We start from the raw sequence: 21,693 nt of genomic DNA on the forward strand, positions 1-21,693 counted from the left end.
GACGCTCGAATGCGTCGGCGGCCGCCGCAAGCCACGCGTCGGCCGCGCGCACGGCCCCGCCGCGCGGGTTGGGCAATGCGTCAGGGTGGGGAACGTTCGCCGGTTCGGGCCTCATGCACACGCGCGCCTGTCATCGTCAAGTCGCTCGCGCAGGCCTCGACGCGCGAGCGCCGGACCGATGCGAGGCCTGAGCGGTGTGCCGTGGGCCGAGGGTCCGGTCAGATCTGGACCATCTCGAAGTCTTCCTTGCGGGCGCCGCATTCAGGACACGTCCAGTTGATCGGGACGTCTTCCCAGCGCGTGCCCGGGGCGATGCCCTCTTCGGGCAGCCCGGCTTCTTCGTCATAAATCCAGCCACAAATCAGGCACATCCAGCTCTTGTATTCCATCTTAAGCCGCGTCGGGAAAGTCGGTAAATTCGGGAGCCATGATGGTACCGTGTCGGGGCCGGACTGCCTAGCAATCGCGCTGGAGTAAGGCGACTACGTTGCGCTGCGCTAAAAAATCCGTCGTGCGGGCCGGATTCCGCCGCATAATGGCTGAAAAGTGCGGCCTGCCGGGCAACACAGGGCCGAAAACGCCCAATTCGCCTCGCCGTCCGCATGTCCGTCGCTTTCCCGTTTTTCTCTTGCCCCATTTTTACATGTCCAGCAACGCCCCTCCGATCGTCCTCACCTTCGGCCTGTCCGATCCCACCGGCGGCTCCGGCCTCCAAGCCGATCTGATGACCCTGGCGAGCATGGGCTGTCACGGCGTGTCCGTCCTGACGGGCTACACGGTGCGCGACTCGGCCGCCTGCGACGAAGTCACCGGTCTCGATCCCGACGTGGTTGCCGCCCAGGCGCGCATGCTGCTCGAAGACATGCCGGTTGCCGCGTTCAAGATCGGCGCGGCGACACGTGCGGAAGTCGTGAGCGCGATCGCCGAGGTCGTCGCCGACTACGACGGCGTGCCGCTCGTGCTCGCGCCGGACTTCACGCTCGACGACGAACACGTGCTCGCCGCCGACGACCTGCGCGAATCGATCGCCGACCTGCTCGCGCCGCAAACCACGCTGCTGGTTGCCGACTACGCGACGCTGATCGCGCTCGCGCAACCGGACGGCGACGCCGAGGCGCCGAATCTCGACGCAGCCGTGTCGCACCTGCTGTCGCAGGGCTGCGAGTACATCCTGTCGTCCGAGACCGGCTCGCACCGGCTCGTCAACACGCTGTACGGCGAAGAAGGCCAGCTGCGCGAGGACATGTGGGATCGTTCGCCGCATCGGCTGATGGGCATCACCGACACGCTGGGCGCGGCCATCGCGGCACTGCTCGCGAACGGCCAGGAGCCGCCCGAAGCGGTTCGTGAGGCGCAGGAATACCTGTACCAGGCCGTGCGTGACGCTTTCCGGCCCGGCATGGGCGCGTATTTGCCCGACCGGTTCTTCTGGGCGCGCAGCAATGAAGACGCGGATACCCCGCCGGCAGTGAAGGTCGACCCGGTGCCGAGGACGTCGCACCGGCATTGAGCCGGACACGGCGGGCCCGTCCCGCCGTCGCGGCGAACTCGCGGCGCCATCCTTGCCGCACCCCGGCCGTCCCGCGCCCGCCGCCGATTCAACGGCACCAATAAAAAAAGACCCGCATCGCTGCGGGTCTTTTCTTTTGGCTGGAACGCGCATCGCTGCGCGCTCCGGACACCATCGACCGAAGTCGATTACATGTCCATGCCCATGCCGCCCATGCCGCCCGGCATGCCGCCCGGCATCGGTGCGTCTTCCTTCGGCAGTTCGGCAACAGCTGCGTCCGTCGTCAGCAGCAGGCCTGCAACCGAAGCTGCGTTCTGCAGTGCGGTACGCGTGACCTTGGTCGGGTCGACGACGCCGGCTTCGACCATGTCGACGTACTCGCCCGTCGCTGCGTTGTAGCCGTAGTTGCCCGTACCTGCAGCAACTGCCGCCACCACGACGCTGGCTTCTTCGCCGCCGTTCGTGACGATCTGACGCAGCGGCTCTTCCATTGCGCGCAGCACGATCTTGATGCCGGCGTTCTGGTCGGCGTTCGCGCCGGTCAGGCCTGCGATCGCGGTGCGAGCGCGGATCAGCGCAACGCCGCCACCTGCCACGATGCCTTCTTCCACAGCTGCGCGCGTTGCGTGCAGTGCGTCTTCGACACGTGCCTTCTTTTCCTTCATTTCGACTTCGGTCGCTGCGCCGACCTTGATCACTGCAACACCGCCGGCCAGCTTGGCCACGCGCTCTTGCAGCTTTTCACGGTCGTAGTCCGACGTCGCTTCTTCGATTTGCGCGCGCACTTGCTTCACGCGTGCTTCGATGTTCACGGCTTCGCCTGCGCCGTCGATGATCGTCGTGTTTTCCTTGCCCACTTCGATGCGCTTCGCCTGGCCCAGTTCTGCCAGCGTTGCCTTCTCGAGCGTCAGGCCGGTTTCTTCGGCGATCACTTGGCCGCCCGTCAGGATCGCGATGTCTTCCAGCATCGCCTTGCGACGATCGCCGAAGCCAGGCGCCTTGACCGCAACGGTCTTCAGGATGCCGCGGATGTTGTTCACGACCAGCGTTGCGAGCGCTTCGCCTTCGATGTCTTCCGCGATGATCAGCAGCGGACGGCCAGCCTTCGCGACTTGCTCGAGCACCGGCAGCAGATCACGGATGTTCGACACCTTCTTGTCGTGCAGCAGCACGAACGGGTTGTCGAGGACGGCGACTTGCTTTTCCGGGTTGTTGATGAAGTACGGCGACAGGTAACCGCGGTCGAACTGCATGCCTTCGACGACGTCGAGTTCGTCGGCCAGCGACTTGCCGTCTTCGACGGTGATGACGCCTTCCTTGCCGACCTTGTCCATCGCTTCAGCGATGCGATCGCCGATCGACGTGTCGCTGTTCGCCGAGATCGAGCCGACCTGTGCGATTTCCTTGTTCGTCGTGCACGGCTTGCTGATCTTCTTCAGCTCGTCGACAGCCGCTGCGACTGCCTTGTCGATGCCGCGCTTCAGGTCCATCGGGTTCATGCCCGATGCGACGTACTTCATGCCTTCGCGAACGATCGATTGCGCGAGGACGGTTGCCGTCGTCGTGCCGTCGCCTGCGTTGTCGCTGGTCTTGGAAGCAACTTCCTTGACCATTTGCGCGCCCATGTTCTGGAGCTTGTCCTTCAGCTCGATTTCCTTCGCGACCGACACACCGTCCTTGGTGACCGTCGGGCCGCCGAAGCTGCGCTCGAGCACCACGTTGCGGCCCTTCGGACCCAGCGTGACCTTGACTGCGTTGGCGAGAATGTTCACGCCTTCGACCATCTTCGAACGGGCGGAATCGCCGAATACGACGTCTTTAGCTGCCATCTTCTAACTCCTTGAATTCTTGGGAATATGTACCGTCGGTGGACGCTTACTTGGCGTTGACCACGGCCATGATGTCTTCTTCGCGCATGACCAGCAGTTCGTTGCCGTCGACCTTCACGGTCTGGCCTGCGTACTTGCCGAACAGGACGCGATCGCCGACCTTCACGTCGAGCGCGATCGGGGCACCCTTGTCGTCACGCTTGCCCGGGCCGACGGCCAGGACTTCGCCCTGGTCCGGCTTTTCAGCAGCGGCGTCGGGGATCACGATGCCCGAGGCGGTCTTGGTTTCCTGATCCAGGCGCTTGACGATCACGCGATCGTGCAAAGGACGAAGGTTCATATTCACTCCTCTCTTGACTGAGATTGAAGAACGCTTAGGGAATCTGCCCGGCTTATCGCCCGGCAGAGAATTGTTAGCACTCTCGTGCAGCGAGTGCTAATTATATGGACGGGTTTTGACAAATTCAAGAAGGGGGATTGACGGTTTTTTTCGGGCCGGCGAAGCCCGCTCGACCTCGAACGTTGCTCACCCAAACGTGAACCCGGGACAACCTCGACGAACCAGGAACACCCCCGATATGTCCTGCAAAAACAATAGCTTGGACATAAACCCAGGCGACAGCCCGAGAAACCGGGAAGACGCCGCGCGCCACTTGCCCGATCCGTCCCCACCAGAAAACCACACGGCCACGATCCCTCAGGGATATCCCGCGTATCCGGGCAAACCCAGGCAAATTATATGGGGTACGAATACCCCACTGCGCCCGCGGGGAGGAGGCACCGCCCCGCATTCGTCCCTTCTGGACAAGAGAAGTTCATCATCTTGCTGCGCCATGGCTGGCGCACGGAATCGCACAGGACCCGGACGACCTGCCCGTCGACACGTCATGCATCGGATCCACGAAATCGCTGGCGCGAAACGGGCTGCCCACGCGATAACCGCCGAGAGCAGCCCGGATCACCATCACACAATTAGACGGACGAATCTCCCGGAATTGTCTAAACCAGCGCGGAAGCAGGGCTCTCGGCGATCGCACGCTGCGGGACCGCGCCGGGGGCCGCAAAATTCTCCGCCATCGAAAAGTCGTCGACCATATCGAGCCGGTAGCCATGCGTATACACGGCACTCAATTGAAGCCCGTTTTCCGGACGAAGCGCCAATTTTTGTCGAAGTCGATAGATATGCGTGTCGAGGCTCCGCGATGTTCCATCGAGCGCTCGCCCCCACGCCAGCGTCGACAAGGAATCCCGGGAAAGCACGCTCCCGATGTTGGTGAACAGGAAATTTGCCAGCGCAAATTCCTTTGCCGTCAAGTCGATGATCTTTCCGTGCACGGCGATTGTGCGCGCCAGCGGGTTCAACACATACGCACCGACCTCGACCCTGCTGTCGGGTTTCTTGTTGCGGCCATTTCGACGCAACAGCGCGTTGACTCGAGCGGCCAACTCGATCTCGCGGAACGGCTTGCCGATGTACTCGTCGGCTCCTGCGTCCAGCGCGGCGGCAACATCTGCTTCAAGCGTTCTCGCGGCAAGGAACAAAACGACCGGTTCATCTCCGACGTTGGCCCGAATCCAGTGCAGCAAATTCAGGCCGTTGGCATCTGGAATTCGCCAATCGAGCACGATGAGTTCGACCCTCTCCTTTTTCAGAAACTGAACAGCCCGTGTGCTATCGCACACCCGGAAAATTTCCTGACCCGACCCGTGCAGCGCCCTTTCAAGGGCCGACGCCTGATCGTGATCCCCTTCCACTAACAAGATACTCATAACACCCCCAGCCTTCGTCGACCCGAATGATTTTCATCGCACTCCAAATCGATCGCCTGAATACACAGGTCTGAACGTATGTTTTGTTTTTGATAATGCCGACCGATTGAAACCAACCTCATCTCACCCCTACATCAACCTCACCATCCAGCGATACACGACCTTGCAACCTTTCCCGTCATCAACTTCTCCAAGTACCCGCTGTTCCGTGCCCAACACCAAAGAGCGGCGTCGACGATGCGGATTGGCAGACCGTCGCGAGCCTGTCAGGCAAGCCGGCGCCTGGATTGCCATTTCATGCCGGCCTCGATAGCGAACGACGCGTCGAGCAAACTCATCGCCCGTCCTGGCTTGAAATGGCGCATCCACATACCATGCCACTCAAATGTTACTGACATATCAGTAGGATATCGAGACACCTGCCAAAGATCAAAGGGGGGTAAACCCGTTCCTCGAACTTGCCCTTTTTAAGTCTCGAGTTGAAAACAAGGGGGGACCTGACTAATATGTTAGTGATATTCTTCAGGCAAACACTTAGGCAAATGAACGGACTGACTGGCAGTACCCTGGCCGAACAAGCCCACGATAAACTCGAGGAACTCATCGTCACGCTGGAGCTTGCACCCGGCAGCGTCTGGTCCGAGGCCTCTCTCGCAGAAAAGCTGAATACCGGGAGAACGCCGGTTCGCGAGGCCGCGCAACGACTGGCTGCGTCGCATCTCCTTCAGATCGTTCCACGACACGGCATCATGATCACCGTCCCGAACATTCATGATCAGTTGCTCGTACTTGAAACGCGCCGTGAACTCCAACGCCTCATCGCGCAACGCGCTGCACGGCGGTCATTGCCAGAGGAGCGCGAACAGATCCGCGAAATCGCCAAAAAACTCGACGCGGCAGGCGAATCTCGAGACGTCGTCGCCTACTTGAGATGCGTCTATGCGATCAATCAACTCATCGCGCAGTTTTCACGGAATCGGTTCGCCGCCGAGGCCATCGCGCCGTTACATGCCCTGTCGCGACGCTTTTACTTCATGTATCACAAGCAGCTGGATGATTTGCCGTCGGCGAGCCTGCAGCACACGAGAGTCGCGCGAGCAGTCGCTGCCGGTGACGAGCAGGAAGCCGGACGCTCATCCGATTTGATGATGGACTATATCGACGCATTCACGCGAGATTGCTTTACTCGCGACTTTGAACCACATCACTCGCGCGTATCGGCCTGATCGTACTTTTCGGTTTCGATTCGCGATATCGACTCAAGGTTGCGCCCTGTCCTTTCATGCGTCACATGGCACGTTCGATCCCGCGCCTTCGATGAGTCGAGCCTGCGCCTGTGCCCGGCAAATAATGCGCACGCTCGCTCGTAAGCATGCCGGTTTTGACGCAACGGCATCATCCCCTGAAGGCATCGCGTGGACACCCCGCCCATGTCGACCCGTCACGGAGTGCCACACTCGTCACGCCCTGCCAGGCCGCGGTCAAGTGGATTCCCCCTGAACAACAACGCCCTCGCTTCACCCCGGAATTCCGCATCGTTCGATCAATCGATCCACCTGCTCCTCTCGAACGGGTTCGGAGATGTAGTATCCCTGGCAATCAATCTGCATCATTTCTCTCAGCCACTCGAACTGAGCCCTGGTTTCGACACCCTCCACTACGACGTTCTTCTTCAAGCGGCTCCCAAGCTCGACGAGCGCTTCGACCATCGCTCTCGATTCAGCACTTTCATGAACGTCGCGCATGAAGGATCGATCCAGCTTGAGTGTATCGACAGCCAGGCCATGCAATTTGGTCAACGACCAGCACCCCGAACCAAAATCATCGATCGCAACGCTCGCCCCAAGATCTCGAATCGATGACACGGCCGCGGCAAGTGCCTCTATCGGGCCAGGATCAATGGACTCCGTCAGTTCAATCTGAAAATTCGCGGCACGGACGGCGTAGGAATCCAGAACGAGCGCCAGTCTTCTTGCCATTCCCGGCCGCGTGACTTCATGAGCGGGCAAATTGACGGACAGAGACAAATCGTCATAGCCGAGCGCAGCCCAACCGGCGAGCACGCGCGCGGACTCCTCGACCACATAATCAGTGAATCGGCATGTCAGATGCGAATCTTCGACGAGGTCAATGAACGCCGCCGGCATCAACACGCCGCGCTCCGGATGCTGCCAGCGTATCAATGACTCGAATCCGGACAACAATCCGGTCTGAAGGCGGAGCTTTGGCTGATAAACGAAAAAGAACTCCTTCCGCGCCAATCCACGCTCCGCGTCTTCGACAAGATCATCGGTATTGCAACGCACGGCCGCACCATCCACAGCGATCTCCAATGCACGCACTCGAAATTCCGGTGCCCGCCGATACGCCTTGCTCCCGCTCCGGGCTTTCAGTCGGCCGTGCGCGAACATGCAATTATTTCCACTGATACAGCATGCCGGCGCCGATCACCTTCTGACCGCCGCTGAAGCCGCCGTTGATCGACGCCTTCAGGTTGTCCGTGATGCGCGCCTGCATGTTGACCGCCATCGCCTTCTGGCCGAGGAAGGTCGACGTGCCCACACCCATCCCGAAGTTGGCGTCACGATCGAGCTGCGGGATCGACGCCATCGCGCCGACGGCCGCGATACCCTGCTTCGCCATCTGGTCGGTCTGCTGCAGTTGCGAACCCAGCGAGTTGATCTGCGCCTGCTGGCCCGACAGTGCCGTCGACAGCGTCGTCTGCACCTGCGTCAGCTGGTTCACGTTCACCGCGTCGGTGCCTTGCGTACCCGGCGCGACGTTCGTGATCTGGCGCTGCTGCGTGTCGCTGCCGACCGACACCACGTTCGAGCGACCGCCGTCGTTCGAATTCGCGCCGATTGCCACCGAGTTCGAGCCGGCAGTGACGGTTGGTTTGTCGGAGCCGGTGCCGTTCATGTCGGCGGCGATGCCGCCGGTGTTCGTCGTGTTCGTCGTCATCAACGTGGAAAGCTGACTCAACTGGTTGTTGATGTTTGTCACGCCAGTCGACAGCGAGGCCACGCTGTTGTTCGTCGTGCTCAGGCCGGTGGACAGGGAACTGAGACCGGCCGCCGTCGATGTCGACAGCGCGTTGATCGCGGTTGAGGTCGAGGTGGACAGCGCAGACACGTTGCTATTGGTCGAGCTCAGGCCCGTCGACAGCGAGTTGATACCTGTCGACAGCGATGCGACGTTCGTCGCGGTCGACGTCGACAGGTTGTTGACCGCCTGGTTCGTCGCGTTCAACTGGCTGCCGTTGATCGCGTCCGTGCTGGTGGCCGACACCTGGCCGGCAGCGACGTTCGTGATCTGGCGTTCCGCGCCCGGCGAACCGATGCTCAGGACGCCCACCGGACTGGTGCCGGCGACCGAGTACGCGACACCGCCGACCGTGACGCTCGACACCGCGACCGCATTGCCGGTGACCGCGTTCGCACCGAGCGCGATCGAGTTGGCGACGTTCGCGGTGGCATTCGAACCGAGCGCGAGTGCGTTGGTCGCGCTGGCCGTCGCGCCCGACCCGTAGGCTTGCGCGCCGATCGCGCTGGCCGTGGCCTGGTTGCCGAGTGCGATCGTGTTGTCCGCGGTGGCCTGGCTCGAGTTGCCGAGTGCGAGCGCGCTGTTGCCGGTTGCCGTGCTCGCGTTGCCGAGCGCCACTGCGCCGGTACCGGTCGCCGTGTCGTTCGCGCCCATCGCGACTGCGCCGGTGCCCGTCGCGACGCTCGGGTCGCCGATCGCGACCGCGCCGTCGCCGCTCGCGGTATTGCCGGAGCCGATCGACACGGCCTTGCCGCCTGTTGCCGACGCGCTTTGACCGATCGCGACCGAGCCGTCCGATTGTGCGTTCGAGCCGTTGCCGACCGCGACGCTGCTTGCGCCCGCAGCGCTGGCGCCGACGCCGGCGGCCAACGAGTAGAGGCCCGTCGCGGCGCTGTTCGCGTAGTTCGCCCCTGGCGCACCGCCATCGTTAACGCTGAAGTAGTGCGTTTTCGCGGCTTCGATCGCGGTCGAGGTCGACGTGGACAGCGACGTCATCGAACTGTTGGTCGAACTGAGACCCGTGGACAAGGAGCCGATACCCGTCGACGTCGAGGTGGACAGCGACAGGATCGTGCTGTTCGTGCTGCTCAGGCCGGTGGACAGCGAGCCGATGCTGGTCGAAGTCGACGTGGACAGCGAGGAAATCGAGCTGGTGGCCGACGACAAGCCGGTCGACGTCGAAGTCGACAGCGACGTGATCGAGCTGTTCGCGGACGACAGACCCGTCGAGGTCGACGTGGACAGCGAGGAGATCGAGCTGTTCGCCGACGACAGACCGGTCGACGTCGAAGTCGACAGCGACGTGATCGAGCTGTTTGCGGACGACAGACCCGTCGACGTCGAGGTGGACAACGAAGAGATTGAGCTATTCGTCGACGACAGCCCCGTCGACGTGGAAGTCGACAGCGACGATACCGAGCTATCCGTCGAGCTCAGGCCCGTCGACAGCGAGTTGATGCCCGTCGAGGTCGAGGTGGACAGCGAAGAAATCGAGCTGCTCGCCGTCGAAAGACCGGTCGATGTTGACGTCGACAGCGACGACACCGTGCTATCCGTCGAGCTCAGGCCCGTCGACAGCGAGTTGATGCCCGTCGAAGTCGAGGTGGACAGCGAAGAAATCGAGCTATTCGCGGACGACAGCCCCGTCGAAGTCGACGTGGACAGCGAAGATATCGAGCTGTTCGCCGACGACAGGCCCGTCGACGTCGAAGTCGACAGCGACGTGATCGAGCTGTTCGCGGACGACAGCCCCGTCGACGTCGAGGTCGACAGCGACGACACCGAGCTATCGGTCGAACTCAGGCCCGTCGACAACGAGTTGAGGCCCGTCGAAGTCGACGTGGACAGCGAAGAAATCGAGCTGTTGGCCGACGACAAACCCGTCGACGTTGAAGTCGACAGCGACGACACCGTGCTATCGGTCGAGCTCAGGCCCGTCGACAGCGAGTTGATGCCCGTCGAGGTCGAGGTGGACAGCGAGGAGATCGAGCTGTTCGCCGACGACAGACCGGTCGACGTCGAGGTCGACAGCGACGTGATCGAGCTGTTCGCGGACGAGAGCCCTGTCGAGGTCGACGTGGACAACGAGGAGATCGAGCTGTTGGCCGACGACAAACCCGTCGAAGTCGAAGTCGACAGCGACGACACCGAGCTATCGGTCGAACTCAGGCCCGTCGACAACGAGTTGAGGCCCGTCGAAGTCGACGTGGACAGCGAAGAAATCGAGCTGTTGGCCGACGACAAACCCGTCGACGTCGAGGTCGACAGCGACGACACCGAGCTATCGGTCGAACTCAGGCCCGTCGACAACGAGTTGAGGCCCGTCGAAGTCGACGTGGACAGCGAAGAAATCGAGCTGTTGGCCGACGACAAGCCAGTCGACGTCGAGGTCGACAACGACGACACCGAGCTATCGGTCGAGCTCAGGCCCGTCGACAGCGAGCTTATGCCCGTCGAGGTCGACGTGGACAGCGAAGAAATCGAACTGTTGGCCGATGACAAGCCGGTCGACGTCGAAGTCGACAGCGACGACACCGAGCTGTCGGTCGAGCTCAGGCCCGTCGACAGCGAGCTGATGCCCGTCGAGGTCGACGTGGACAGCGAAGAAATCGAGCTATTCGCCGACGACAAACCCGTCGACGTCGAAGTCGACAACGACGACACCGAGCTATCCGTCGAGCTCAGACCGGTCGACAGCGAGTTGATGCCCGTCGAGGTCGACGTGGACAGTGAGGAGATCGAGCTGTTGGCCGACGACAGACCGGTCGACGTCGAGGTCGACAGCGACGACACCGAGCTATCCGTCGAGCTCAGGCCCGTCGACAGCGAGTTGATGCCCGTCGAGGTCGACGTGGACAACGAAGAGATCGAGCTGTTCGCCGACGACAAACCCGTCGACGTGGAAGTCGACAGCGACGACACCGAGCTATTGGTCGAGCTCAGGCCCGTCGACAGCGAGCCGATGCCCGTCGAAGTCGACGTGGACAGCGAAGAAATCGAGCTGTTGGCCGACGACAAACCCGTCGACGTCGAGGTCGACAGCGACGACACCGTACTATCCGTCGAGCTCAAGCCCGTCGACAGCGAGTTAATGCCCGTCGAGGTCGACGTGGACAACGAAGAGATCGAGCTGTTCGCCGACGACAAACCCGTCGATGTGGAAGTCGACAGCGACGACACCGAGCTATTCGTCGAGCTCAGGCCCGTCGACAACGAGTTGATGCCCGTCGAGGTCGACGTGGACAGCGAAGAAATCGAGCTGTTGGCTGACGACAAACCCGTCGACGTCGAGGTCGACAACGAGGAGATTGAGCTATTCGCCGACGACAAACCCGTCGACGTGGAAGTCGACAGCGACGACACCGAGCTATCCGTCGAGCTCAGGCCGGTCGACAACGAGTTGATGCCCGTCGAAGTCGAGGTGGACAGCGAAGAAATCGAGCTGTTCGCGGACGACAAACCCGTCGACGTCGAGGTCGACAGCGACGACACCGAGCTGTTGGTCGAGCTCAGGCCGGTCGACAGCGAGCTGATGCCCGTCGAGGTCGACGTGGACAACGAGGAGATCGAACTGTTCGCCGACGACAGACCCGTCGAAGTCGAGGTCGACAACGAGGAGATTGAGCTATTCGCCGACGACAGCCCCGTCGACGTGGAAGTCGACAGCGATGACACCGAGCTATCCGTCGAACTCAGGCCGGTCGACAGCGAGCCGATGCCCGTCGAAGTCGAGGTGGACAGCGAAGAAATCGAGCTGTTGGCCGACGACAAGCCAGTCGAGGTCGACGTGGACAACGAGGATATCGAACTGTTCGCCGACGACAGGCCCGTCGACGTCGAGGTCGACAGCGACGTGATCGAGCTGTTCGCGGACGACAAACCCGTCGACGTCGAGGTCGACAGCGACGACACCGAGCTGTTGGTCGAGCTCAGGCCGGTCGACAGCGAGCTGATGCCCGTCGAGGTCGACGTGGACAACGAGGAGATCGAACTGTTCGCCGACGACAGGCCCGTCGACGCCGAGGTCGACAGCGACGTGATCGAGCTGTTCGCGGACGACAACCCCGTCGAAGTCGACGTCGACAGCGAAGAAATCGAGCTGGTGGCCGACGACAAGCCAGTCGACGTCGAAGTCGACAGCGACGACACCGTGCTATTAGCCGAACTCAGGCCAGTGGACAGCGAGCTAATGCCCGTCGAGGTCGACGTGGACAGCGAAGAAATCGAACTGGTGGCCGACGACAAGCCCGTCGACGCCGAGGTCGACAGCGACGTGATCGAGCTGTTCGCGGACGACAGCCCCGTCGAAGTCGACGTCGACAGCGAAGAAATCGAGCTGGTGGCCGACGACAAGCCGGTCGACGTCGAAGTCGACAGCGTAAACAGTTGGCCGCCGTTGACCGCGTCCCCGCTGCCGGCGGCAACGGTACCGTTCGCAAGGTTGATGATTTTATTGCTGGATACGTTGACGTTACTGCCATTCAGGATGATGCTTCCCGGTGCATACAGTTCGATCGACTGCCCCGGTATGGAGCCGGTGACGCTCGAACTTGGCGTCGTCGCGTTGTTGACAGTGATCCATGTGGTCGACGTGCTGGCGCCCGAATTGATTCCCGGCCCCCCTGAATAGCCGCCCATGAAAAGCACGTCGCTGCCGGTGGTACAGCCCATGTTGTAGCTGGTTGTCGGGCCCGTCGGAATGAGAGCAGCAGTCGATGCATTGCCACAAACGACAAATGCAGCGGCATACACGTCCGGCGACGCGAAGGATCCTCCCCCCAACAACACCACAGCAGTCAACGCCCCCACTACGGCGCTCGTCCCACCCGCCCTTCGCCCTTTCGCAGTTTCCGATGCGGCCACATAGGTGCCCGTCTTCTCGCACCAGACATTCTTGTAAATCTTGTTCATTTTGTTCTCCCTGTTGTACTGTCCGGCCGATCGGAACTCGCACCAAAAAACAGCGGCTCTTGTGAAAGAAACACAATTCCCCGCAGCCCCGCGGGGAGTTCATCGTGGGCGACTTTTATGCCTTTGCACCCAGCCCCCGTCCTTCGCCGGGCCGGCCGCTGCGGAAAATGTCGCGCAGTGTCATGTCGGCATAGCGCCATACGAGATGCCGAATGCTGATTTCATCTACTGCTGGCAAAAATATAAAAAGTGCTTGCTATCGAAACGACCACACCGACAATCAGCGACTCCCATTCCTCCGCTGCAGGCGCGTCAGTTCCATCGCGCGAAAATCATGAAAATTATTTCGATATGTTTTTAAACGAATTAACCTTATTATCGAAAAACATCACCGAGCACACAGCAACAGGAACAGTCGCCGCGCGCCTCACCCCGACAATTTATATTTACCCCTCACCGTCGACGCCAATACTCATCTTCATTAAAAGATGGATCGTGACCCAAACACTTCAGAGATTGACGGCCCTTCACACCATTACAATTGCCGACGCAACACCGGGAGACATGCACACGCGACCGTCGCATCATCGGGAAAACCCGATTGCTCAATTCTCACGGTCAAAATTGGATATCTCAAACTGCTTGCGATCCTTATCGCGAATCCACTCAGGCGCCCGCCCTACTCCTGACCACGTCGCTCCGCTGACCGGGTCGAAATAACGCGGCCGCCGTTTCGTCGCACGGCGCAGGATATCGGCCGTAAATATATCCTCAGGAGAAAATCCAAACTCACGGACGCAATATCTAATCTCGAGCAAAATCGCCTCAGCAGCCGCTCGCCGCTCTTCAGCAATTCGAGCCTCCAGATTCGCCCTTCTTTCCAAATACCGCCGATGAGACTCCAGGTTGCGCATTTATATAATTACATCTCGTAAAACATAAAAATAAGCACCGATCGAGTCGACAACACAAAAACACTCCACTACCTGAACTCGCACTCGCCCAACAATCCATATGAAACATGCTATATCGACGAGCAATAGCGATTGACAACATTTGTCACACATCAACCGCGCCCCAATATCCATTCTGTTCATAAAAGTTGACAAAAAGACCGCTCAAGAATGTCACTCTATTTCGCAAATCAATCCTGCCATTCGGCCATACAACGCCCAGACAAAATATTTCGATTAGCTTTCACTTAAATCTGAAAACACAAGCTGCCCCACGCACGAGGGTATGCACGGATTTAAGCAACACGAAAAAAATGGTTCCAATGAAAATTCTTACCGTTGACGACGAGCCAGCACAGGCTGCGTTTATCTGCGATGTCCTGATCGCAGAAAGGTTCGATGTCCGAAGCGCTACCCGCGGCGCAGAAGCCATACGCCTCCTCGAAACCGATACCTTCAACCTGATCGTGCTCGACTGGAACTTGCCGGATATTTCCGGGCTGGAAGTCCTTGCCTGGATTCGTGCGCGAGTCGGCAGAGACCTCCCCGTGTTGTTCCTGACGAATCGAGTGCGCGAGGAACAGCTTGTCGTTGCGCTTGATGCAGGCGCTGATGACTACATGGTCAAGCCTGTCCGGCGCCATGAGCTGATCGCAAGAGTCCGTGCACTCCTGCGGCGGGCCTATCCCGTGAACGCGACGCCGACATCGATCAACATCGGTCGTTACCGTCTGGATCTCGTGACCGAAACCGTGTTCCTGAGTGACGAGCCGATTAAACTGACATCGAGAGAATTCAACGTCGCCGTTGCGCTTTTTCAAAATTGTGGTCGCGCAATGCCTCGCGAAGCGTTGATCAAGTCGATATGGGGACGCCATAGCGACCACATCTCCAGGACGCTCGATACACACATCTATCGCGTGCGTTCCAAGCTGCGAATCACGCCCGAAAACGGTGTTCGACTTCGCGCTGTTTACAATCACGGGTACCGGTTGGAGTTGCTCGATTCCAGTCACACGGACGATGCGGAGTAACGGCTTCCTAGAGCGCTCACGACATTCGGCTCTGTGTGCCCGCCAGCGTCGTTACAGCAGCAACATATGCAGTTTGAGTTCAAGACAGGCGCAAAGACCGATGCTGAAGACGCCATACGTGATCGATGAATCCAGCTGCGAACCACACGCAACCGGGATCGACGACAATCTGCAGCGATCCCGGCGCTGTCGCGGCTCGTTCGGCTGCCCGGTGGGCACCGAGCGATTGCAGTCAGACAATCGCGTCGTCGCACTGACCGTCGCGCAAGCCGACGGCTGGTTGCACGATACGGCGGTCGATATCGATCGTCGACGCACCCTTGACCATGACTTCCCGCTCTGCCGGTGCCGTCAACTTCCAGGCGAACGCCGTGACGCTCAGAACTCGATAAAGGGAATGTTGCATTTTCATCCTCACATCGGAAGCCACGAATCGCATCGATCGCCCCCGAATATCACCGCATGAAGTCTCACTCTGTGCTGCACAAGGCCGGAACTTCGCTTCCGGCATCGGTACGTACGCAACCGGCACCAGAGACGGCGCGAGCCGCCGTTACCGAGCCTGCTCACGCGGCGGCGTGATGATCGATTTCGCCGAGCCTTGAATCAGTCGAGACGCAAGCGGCACAGGCTCACCATGTTTGGGGCGATCGGCAAGCCAGGCCACACAGACAGCCAGTGCGATCGCGCTTCCCCACAATGTCAACAGAACACGCATCTTCACTTCACCTTCGCGGGCTTTGCCACCTGCGCGATTTTTTCCTGCGGTGTCGGCGCCGTTTCCAGGACGATCACCAGTGCCACGACAAGTCCGCAGATCAGCAGACCGCACATGCCGAACATCGCTCTATTCATTTCAGCGCCACCACTGCATCGTTAGGCCGAATGCGCCGATCGACCCACACCGGGAAATCTGCGCACCAACGCTTGGACCGCGCCTGGAAGCGTCGACTCGATTCAAACGCCCGATGGTCGGCCGCACGATGCGTGATTGGGGCGGTCGCGTCGACCGTGGTAGCGTCGATCGCAATGAAGATGCCTTGGTCACGAGCGCCCCGAGTCTCGATGGCTGACCGGACTTTTCGACGGTCCCTGAACGCATCCCCGGTGGAGGCACTCGTTGCCCCGGAAGAGGGGCGTCATAGACGCCCATGGGTGAGGCCGGATTTAATGCAACACCATATTTTTTATTAGCAATACAAATAATCATACTCGCGAATTTTACTCCGCCAAAGACATCGAAACTTCAGTTGACTGGATCGGAATATCGAATATTCATGCGCTACATCGAACGGTCACAACCGGCCAGCGGACACTCGACACGGTCGTCAGAAGCGCCTGGAAGCCGTAGTTCGGCACGATCCGGGTAGCAGTTCCGATTGACCCGTTTGCCAACTACTCACGCCAATACACCTCACGCAACATTTGACTTCATCTCGTCGACAAAGCCGAGGCCGTGAGCTCCAATTCAGACAAGACGCGTTCGATTACGTCAGTCCAGTTTCCACGCGCGGTCTGGGTAAAGAGTCGCATGCCGGGATACCACGGACTGTCGTCGCGATTGCGCAACCAGCGCCAGCAGCCCGCGTACCGGTTCAGTAACCACACGCGCTTCCCCATGGCTGCGGCCAGGTGAGCGACCGCGGTATCAACGGAAATGACAAGATCCAGCGCGTCGATGAGGGCCGCTGTATCGGCAAAGTCCCTCACCTCGTGCATCCAGTCGACTACGTGTGGATACTTCTCGTGAGAAAGCTCTTTCGAAATGTCATCCGCCTTCTGCAAGCTGATCCAGTGCGCGTGAGGCCACGCAAGCAATGGCGCCATCGTATCCAGATCGATACTACGCCGGCGATCATCGGGCGTGCCCGAATGCCCTCCCGCCCAGACCACCCCGATGCGTGGCAAGGTGCGTGGCTGCAACTTCGCCACCTTCGATGACCATTTTCGCGACCGTCGCCGATTCGCGTACAAATAAGGCAGATCGGCGGGAATGTTGTCTACTTGCGTTCCGAAGGCCATCGGCAGCGACAGCAGCGGGCAATACCAGTCCCACCGAAGCGGATCGAATGACTTGTCGTCGAGCAGCGTCAGATTTGGCCACCGAGAGCAGAGCGAATCAGTCAGCAGCCGGCGCAGTGGTTTCGGGCATAAAAGGCCAACTGCCGTGAATTGCCGAAGCGCCATTTCGAGATATCGACAAAAATGCAACGTATCGCCCAATCCCTGCTCGGCCAGAACGAGCAGGCGGTTTTCGCCAGGCGGCAGCCCTTGCCCCTGCCACCGACGGATCGGCAAAGCCGGGTACTTCGCCCCGGGATACGAATCGCCCGCCAGCATGGTTACCCACCGGTGTTCGAAGTATGGCCAGGCCTCCCTATATTCACCGGCGCGAAGCAATGCATATCCAAGATTGCCGCAGGCTACGAGATTTTTGGGATCCAACTCGATTGCTCGACGATACGCACTGATCGCGAGGTCGGTCTCGCCCAACAGGCTGAGACACACGCCCATATAGCTATAGGCATCCGAACGTGCCGGATTTCGTTCAATCGTGCGTCGACAAATATCGATGCCGTCTTCCGGTTTTTCGTCCAGCACCAAAGCCAGACACAGGTTGTACAACAACTTCGAAGTGTCCAGATCCGGCTGGTGATCTTCGGCAAACGCCAGACCGCTTCGCGCGCTTGCTGCCGCCTGCGAAAATGCCCTCAATCGTGTTTGCACCACGCTCAGGCTGTTGTAGAAGATAGCATTGGGAGACGCGTCAATAGCCCTCTTGAACCAGTCCTCTGCCTCCTCAGCCCTATCCTCGGCCTTACCCAACGAAAAAGCGATCAGCCCCCTCAGATGCAGGACATCACCACTTGAGGGGCATTCCTTCAGAACGTCCTCGACCAACCGAAGAGCGAGTTCAGGCTGGCCAGCGTTATAAGCGTCGATGGCCTTGTCGTAGCACAACTGGATATCTTCAAGATTCGATTCCACAGCAACTCCGATCAGCAGTCCACAGCAGTGAACGTTCCGCAGCGCAGTTCGGACCCGGAATATGGACGCTGGATATCCATTACCGCCTCAATGCCGATTTGCCGGTGTTGCATGGGCACGCGTCGAAGACCGGCGATTTCCGGGGGCCCTTCCAACGTCGACGTGTCAGTTTGAAAATTCAACCAGACCGCGAGCCGTCGTTGAACAAACGTTATCCAGAGATCGGTCGTGACCGGATGCCGTCCGAAAGCATCCTGCCCAGCAAAAAACCTCGATCAGAAAAAAGGCCAAGCGTGAGCTTGGCGTCAAATCCGAGGGGAAGTGCTCCGGTAACAGAGCATTGACGATGGTACGCGTCCGCACACGGCGAGATTTGAACGATTGTCACATCCAGAAAGAGGGAGGCATTTGCGGCCTTCGGCGATCACCGTCATCGGCCTGCGAGAACCGGTCATTCAAAATCATGCGAACCATCGACTCAACGACGGAAGCGTGCCTCGTCCGGAAGCCTTGCTTCGACAACACGGGCCGTCCGAATCTGAACGAGCCTCGACATCAACCGCCGGAACCCAGCCGGATGCCTCGCGTGCCCCGCCCCGCGGATCCATCGCTTCACATCGAAGCATTCATTTTCATTACGCCGATATTTACGGTTTACCTCCGCACTAAACACGCCAAACGCCCTCTCCGTAAGCCCCTGGATTACATTCGGTAATTTAATGCGAATCATTCTCGTTTACATTGACTTTCCCATTTGACACTCCTACGATGCGCCGCGTTGCGCTTCGCTTCGTGCCCTGGCCAATCGGAGCCGAGCGTCCGGACAGCGATCGACAAGCAGGACTCCACACTAATTAAAACCAGGGATTTGATATGAAGTTTGCGTCGTTCCAGGGAGACAGCGTCCGTGCCCGGATGCGCCCCGCCGCCTGCGCGGCCATCCTCGCATGCGCGTCGTTCGCGAGCGGCGCCGCTTTCGCCGACGTGCCCGTCGACGCACAACCCGAAGCACCCGAGGCCGACCTCTCGATCCAGGCGAAGCCGACCAACATGTGGACCGGCATCTGGACGCGCCAGAGCCTGCTCGGCGACATGGGCGGCATCCGCCCGTGGCTCGGCAAGTACGGCGCGACGCTGCAGATCACCGAAACCAGCGAATACCTCGCGAACCTGCGCGGCGGCCTGAACCGCGGCGGCGCGTACGACGGATTGACGACGGCCACGTTGACGGTCGACACGCAGAAGGCGATCGGCCTGGCCGGCGGCACGTTCAACGTCAGCGCGCTGCAGATCCACGGCACCAACCTGAGCGCGCGGAACCTCGGCACGCTCAACACCGCGAGCGGCATCGAGGCGCAGGGCACGACGCGCCTGTGGGAGCTGTGGTACCAGCAGTCGTTCCTCGACAAGCGCGTCGACGTGAAGATCGGCCAGCAGAGCCTGGACCAGGAATTCATGGTCAGCACGTATGCGAACACGTTCGTCAACACGATGTTCGGCTGGCCCGCACTGCCGTCGTACGACCTGCCCAACGGCGGCCCCGCGTATCCGCTCGCGGGCCTCGGCGTGCGCGTGCGCGCGCAGATCACGCCGAAGCTCACCGCGCTCGCGGGCGTGTTCGACGGCGACCCGCTCGGCAACAACCCGAACAACCTCAGCGGCACCAGCTTCAACCTGCACAACGGCACGCTCTATATCGGCGAGCTGCAGTACGCGCTGAACCAGCCGTCCGACGGCGAAATGGACACCGGCCGCTCGAACGGGCTGCCGGGCACCTACAAGATCGGCGTCTGGTATCACAACGGCCGCTTCGCGGACCAGAACGTGGGCACCGACGGGCTGTCGCTCTCCGATCCCGCGTCGAACGGCAACGCGCAGCTGCGCCACGGCGACTACAGCTTCTACGCGGTGGCCGACCAGATGATCTGGCGCCCCGACCCGACCGGCCCGCGCAGCCTCGGCGTGTTCGCGCGCGTGATGGGCGCGCCGGGCGACCGCAACCTGGTGAGCTTCTCGGCCAATGCGGGGATCGTGCTGAAGGCGCCGTTCGAAGGCCGCGACAACGACAGCGTCGGCCTCGGCGTCACGTACATCCAGGTCGGCAACCACGTGACCGACCTCGACCAGGCCGCGCGGACGTTCGCGACCGGCCCGTACGGCGTGCGCACCCGCGAGACGACGCTCGAGGCGACCTACCAGTACCAGGTGAACCCGTGGTGGATCGTCCAGGCCGACGCGCAGTACACGTTCAACGCGGGCGCCGGCCAGAACCCGAGCGACGCGACGCAGCCGCTGCGCAACACGTTCGTGCTCGGCGCGCGTACGACGATCACGTTCTGAGCGACGCGCCCACGCTACCCGTTTTTCGCGCGCCGCCCGGACGGCGCGCCCTCCAGGAGATTCACATGATTCAATCCGCCCCGCTTCGCCGCCTCGCGACGGGCGCACTGGCCGCCGCCGCACTGACGGCCGCCGCCGGCGCACTCGCCGAGCCGCAAGGTTTCCTCGAGACGCTGCATCGCCACACCACGCTCGTCAACACGGTGCCCGACAACGGCGACCAGAACCCGTACGCGATCGCGGTCGCGCCGGTGTCGGCCGGGACGATCCAGGCGGGCGACGTGCTCGTCGACAACTTCAACAACGCGGCGAACCTGCAAGGTACCGGCAGCACGATCGTCGACTACCGCCCGTCGACGAAGCAGCTGAGCCTGTTCGCATCGATCCCGCGCGACCTGAAGGCGTGCCCGGGCGGCATCGGCCTGTCGACGGCGATGACGATGCTCAAATCCGGCTGGGTGATCGTCGGCAGCACGCCGAGCAACGACGGCACGACGAACACCAAGGGGGCCGGCTGCCTGATCGTGCTCGATCCGCAGGGCAAGATCGCATCGACGTGGTCGACCCCGAACATCAACGACCCGTGGGGCAACATGGCCGTGGTCGACCGCGGCGACAGCGCGACGCTGTTCGTCAGCATGGCCGGCTTCGGCGTCGGCCGCGCGGACGGCAACCCGCCCGTCTACAAGCAGGCGACCGTGCTGCGCCTCGATCTCGACGTACCGGGGGGCAAGCCGCCCGTCATCAAGCAGGAAACGGTCGTCGCGAGCGGCCTCGGCGCGCAGGCCGACAAGGGCGTGTTCCTGGTCGGCCCGACCGGCCTCGCGTTGTCCGGCGACCAGAAGAAGCTGTACGTGTCGGACGCGATCGGCAACCGGATCGTCGAGATCGACGACCCGCTCACGCGCGACACCAGCGCGGGCGTCGGCCGCCAGGTCACCGCCGACGGTTTCCTGCGCCGCCCGCTCGCGCTCGCGACCGCACCGAACGGCCACCTGCTCGCGACCAACGCGCAGAACGGCCAGGTCGTCGAGATCGACCCGGTCGCCGGCAAGCAGCTCTACGCGCGCTGGATCAACACCGACAAGGCGCAGTCGCCCCCCGGCAACGGCAACCTGTTCGGCATCGCGATGACGCCCGAGGGCGACGGTTTCTACTACGTCGCGGACGACGTCAACACGCTGTTGCTCGCGAAGTAACGGAACGAACCATGGCAGACGATCACAACCAGCCGCCCCGCCCCGCACGGCGCGGCTTCCTGAAGGCGGGCGGCGCCGCGGTGGCCGCCGGCCTCGCGGCGGCGTCGATGCCGGCCG

General features: G+C 61.1%; 15 protein-coding genes. 5 read left to right on the forward strand and 10 right to left on the reverse strand.

Annotated features, from left to right (window positions below; all coding sequences use genetic code 11):
- Window positions 1-218 precede the first annotated feature (218 nt).
- On the reverse strand, window positions 219-389 hold the full coding sequence (locus tag DPV74_RS35425; RefSeq protein WP_004186709.1) for a rubredoxin: 171 nt from the start codon (window positions 387-389) through the stop codon (window positions 219-221).
- 254 nt (window positions 390-643) lie between these two features.
- Here DPV74_RS35425 and DPV74_RS35430 point away from each other — a divergent pair, with 254 nt between their 5' ends.
- The gene (locus DPV74_RS35430) at window positions 644-1,510 is read left to right on the forward strand and encodes a hydroxymethylpyrimidine/phosphomethylpyrimidine kinase (RefSeq protein ID WP_027788204.1); all 867 of its coding nucleotides are present in this window, start codon (window positions 644-646) and stop codon (window positions 1,508-1,510) included.
- Between the two features lie 188 nt (window positions 1,511-1,698).
- Here DPV74_RS35430 and groL read toward each other — a convergent pair whose 3' ends face one another.
- The 3 genes from groL to DPV74_RS35445 form a co-directional block, all read right to left on the reverse strand.
- Window positions 1,699-3,339 (reverse strand): chaperonin GroEL, encoded by a 1,641-nt coding sequence (groL, locus tag DPV74_RS35435; protein WP_021163332.1) that lies wholly within the window; start codon window positions 3,337-3,339, stop codon window positions 1,699-1,701.
- A 46-nt stretch (window positions 3,340-3,385) separates the two neighbouring features.
- Window positions 3,386-3,679 carry a co-chaperone GroES gene (gene groES, locus DPV74_RS35440; RefSeq protein ID WP_011351136.1) on the reverse strand — a complete coding sequence of 98 codons (294 nt, stop codon included), beginning with the start codon at window positions 3,677-3,679 and terminating at the stop codon, window positions 3,386-3,388.
- A gap of 659 nt (window positions 3,680-4,338) precedes the next feature.
- Window positions 4,339-5,109 (reverse strand): response regulator transcription factor, encoded by a 771-nt coding sequence (locus tag DPV74_RS35445; RefSeq protein ID WP_060193825.1) that lies wholly within the window; start codon window positions 5,107-5,109, stop codon window positions 4,339-4,341.
- Window positions 5,110-5,651: 542 nt separating this feature from the next.
- Between DPV74_RS35445 and DPV74_RS35450 the strand changes: the two genes are divergently transcribed.
- Window positions 5,652-6,335, forward strand: a complete 684-nt coding sequence (locus DPV74_RS35450) for a GntR family transcriptional regulator (protein WP_049098221.1) — start codon at window positions 5,652-5,654, stop codon at window positions 6,333-6,335.
- Between the two features lie 291 nt (window positions 6,336-6,626).
- Here the strand turns inward: DPV74_RS35450 and DPV74_RS35455 are convergent, their stop codons facing one another.
- The 3 genes from DPV74_RS35455 to DPV74_RS35465 all read right to left on the reverse strand — a co-directional run bounded on the left by DPV74_RS35455 (window position 6,627) and on the right by DPV74_RS35465 (window position 13,976).
- Window positions 6,627-7,520, reverse strand: a complete 894-nt coding sequence (locus tag DPV74_RS35455; protein ID WP_081076376.1) for an EAL domain-containing protein — start codon at window positions 7,518-7,520, stop codon at window positions 6,627-6,629.
- Window positions 7,521-7,524: 4 nt separating this feature from the next.
- The gene (locus DPV74_RS35460) at window positions 7,525-13,062 is read right to left on the reverse strand and encodes a YadA-like family protein (protein WP_119338888.1); all 5,538 of its coding nucleotides are present in this window, start codon (window positions 13,060-13,062) and stop codon (window positions 7,525-7,527) included.
- A 605-nt stretch (window positions 13,063-13,667) separates the two neighbouring features.
- On the reverse strand, window positions 13,668-13,976 hold the full coding sequence (locus DPV74_RS35465) for an H-NS family nucleoid-associated regulatory protein (protein ID WP_226152138.1): 309 nt from the start codon (window positions 13,974-13,976) through the stop codon (window positions 13,668-13,670).
- A gap of 362 nt (window positions 13,977-14,338) precedes the next feature.
- On the opposite strand from DPV74_RS35465, the gene DPV74_RS35470 reads away from it, so the two are divergent.
- A complete protein-coding gene (locus DPV74_RS35470; protein WP_060084007.1) occupies window positions 14,339-15,049 on the forward strand; it encodes a response regulator transcription factor in 711 nt (236 codons plus the stop codon).
- A 232-nt stretch (window positions 15,050-15,281) separates the two neighbouring features.
- Here DPV74_RS35470 and DPV74_RS35475 read toward each other — a convergent pair whose 3' ends face one another.
- The 3 genes from DPV74_RS35475 to DPV74_RS35485 form a co-directional block, all read right to left on the reverse strand.
- Complete coding sequence (locus tag DPV74_RS35475) at window positions 15,282-15,461, reverse strand: hypothetical protein (RefSeq protein ID WP_060084008.1); 180 nt, start codon at window positions 15,459-15,461, stop codon at window positions 15,282-15,284.
- Between the two features lie 308 nt (window positions 15,462-15,769).
- Window positions 15,770-15,892, reverse strand: coding sequence for a hypothetical protein (locus DPV74_RS35480; RefSeq protein WP_257943103.1), 123 nt, complete (start codon window positions 15,890-15,892; stop codon window positions 15,770-15,772).
- A gap of 588 nt (window positions 15,893-16,480) precedes the next feature.
- On the reverse strand, window positions 16,481-18,037 hold the full coding sequence (locus tag DPV74_RS35485; protein WP_226152139.1) for a tetratricopeptide repeat protein: 1,557 nt from the start codon (window positions 18,035-18,037) through the stop codon (window positions 16,481-16,483).
- Between the two features lie 873 nt (window positions 18,038-18,910).
- Between DPV74_RS35485 and DPV74_RS35490 the strand changes: the two genes are divergently transcribed.
- Entirely contained in the window at window positions 18,911-20,377 is a 1,467-nt protein-coding gene (locus DPV74_RS35490; RefSeq protein ID WP_119338885.1) for a carbohydrate porin, read from the forward strand.
- Between the two features lie 65 nt (window positions 20,378-20,442).
- Entirely contained in the window at window positions 20,443-21,576 is a 1,134-nt protein-coding gene (locus DPV74_RS35495; RefSeq protein ID WP_119338886.1) for a hypothetical protein, read from the forward strand.
- Window positions 21,577-21,693 lie beyond the last annotated feature (117 nt).

The sequence above is a fragment of the Burkholderia sp. HAN2018 genome, from assembly GCF_024704855.1.
Classification (GTDB): domain Bacteria; phylum Pseudomonadota; class Gammaproteobacteria; order Burkholderiales; family Burkholderiaceae; genus Burkholderia; species Burkholderia cepacia.

Excerpts from the sequence above, each read along its gene's own strand:
- DPV74_RS35460 (WP_119338888.1), bottom strand. The coding sequence starts at position 13,062 with ATGAACAAGATTTACAAGAATGTCTGGTGCGAGAAGACGGGCACCTAT.
- DPV74_RS35430 (WP_027788204.1), top strand. The coding sequence starts at position 644 with ATGTCCAGCAACGCCCCTCCGATCGTCCTCACCTTCGGCCTGTCCGAT.
- DPV74_RS35480 (WP_257943103.1), bottom strand. The coding sequence starts at position 15,892 with ATGTTCGGCATGTGCGGTCTGCTGATCTGCGGACTTGTCGTGGCACTG.
- groES (WP_011351136.1), bottom strand. The coding sequence starts at position 3,679 with ATGAACCTTCGTCCTTTGCACGATCGCGTGATCGTCAAGCGCCTGGAT.
- DPV74_RS35475 (WP_060084008.1), bottom strand. The coding sequence starts at position 15,461 with ATGAAAATGCAACATTCCCTTTATCGAGTTCTGAGCGTCACGGCGTTC.
- DPV74_RS35445 (WP_060193825.1), bottom strand. The coding sequence starts at position 5,109 with ATGAGTATCTTGTTAGTGGAAGGGGATCACGATCAGGCGTCGGCCCTT.
- DPV74_RS35450 (WP_049098221.1), top strand. The coding sequence starts at position 5,652 with ATGAACGGACTGACTGGCAGTACCCTGGCCGAACAAGCCCACGATAAA.
- groL (WP_021163332.1), bottom strand. The coding sequence starts at position 3,339 with ATGGCAGCTAAAGACGTCGTATTCGGCGATTCCGCCCGTTCGAAGATG.
- DPV74_RS35495 (WP_119338886.1), top strand. The coding sequence starts at position 20,443 with ATGATTCAATCCGCCCCGCTTCGCCGCCTCGCGACGGGCGCACTGGCC.
- DPV74_RS35465 (WP_226152138.1), bottom strand. The coding sequence starts at position 13,976 with ATGCGCAACCTGGAGTCTCATCGGCGGTATTTGGAAAGAAGGGCGAAT.
- DPV74_RS35425 (WP_004186709.1), bottom strand. The coding sequence starts at position 389 with ATGGAATACAAGAGCTGGATGTGCCTGATTTGTGGCTGGATTTATGAC.
- DPV74_RS35470 (WP_060084007.1), top strand. The coding sequence starts at position 14,339 with ATGAAAATTCTTACCGTTGACGACGAGCCAGCACAGGCTGCGTTTATC.
- DPV74_RS35490 (WP_119338885.1), top strand. The coding sequence starts at position 18,911 with ATGAAGTTTGCGTCGTTCCAGGGAGACAGCGTCCGTGCCCGGATGCGC.
- DPV74_RS35455 (WP_081076376.1), bottom strand. The coding sequence starts at position 7,520 with ATGTTCGCGCACGGCCGACTGAAAGCCCGGAGCGGGAGCAAGGCGTAT.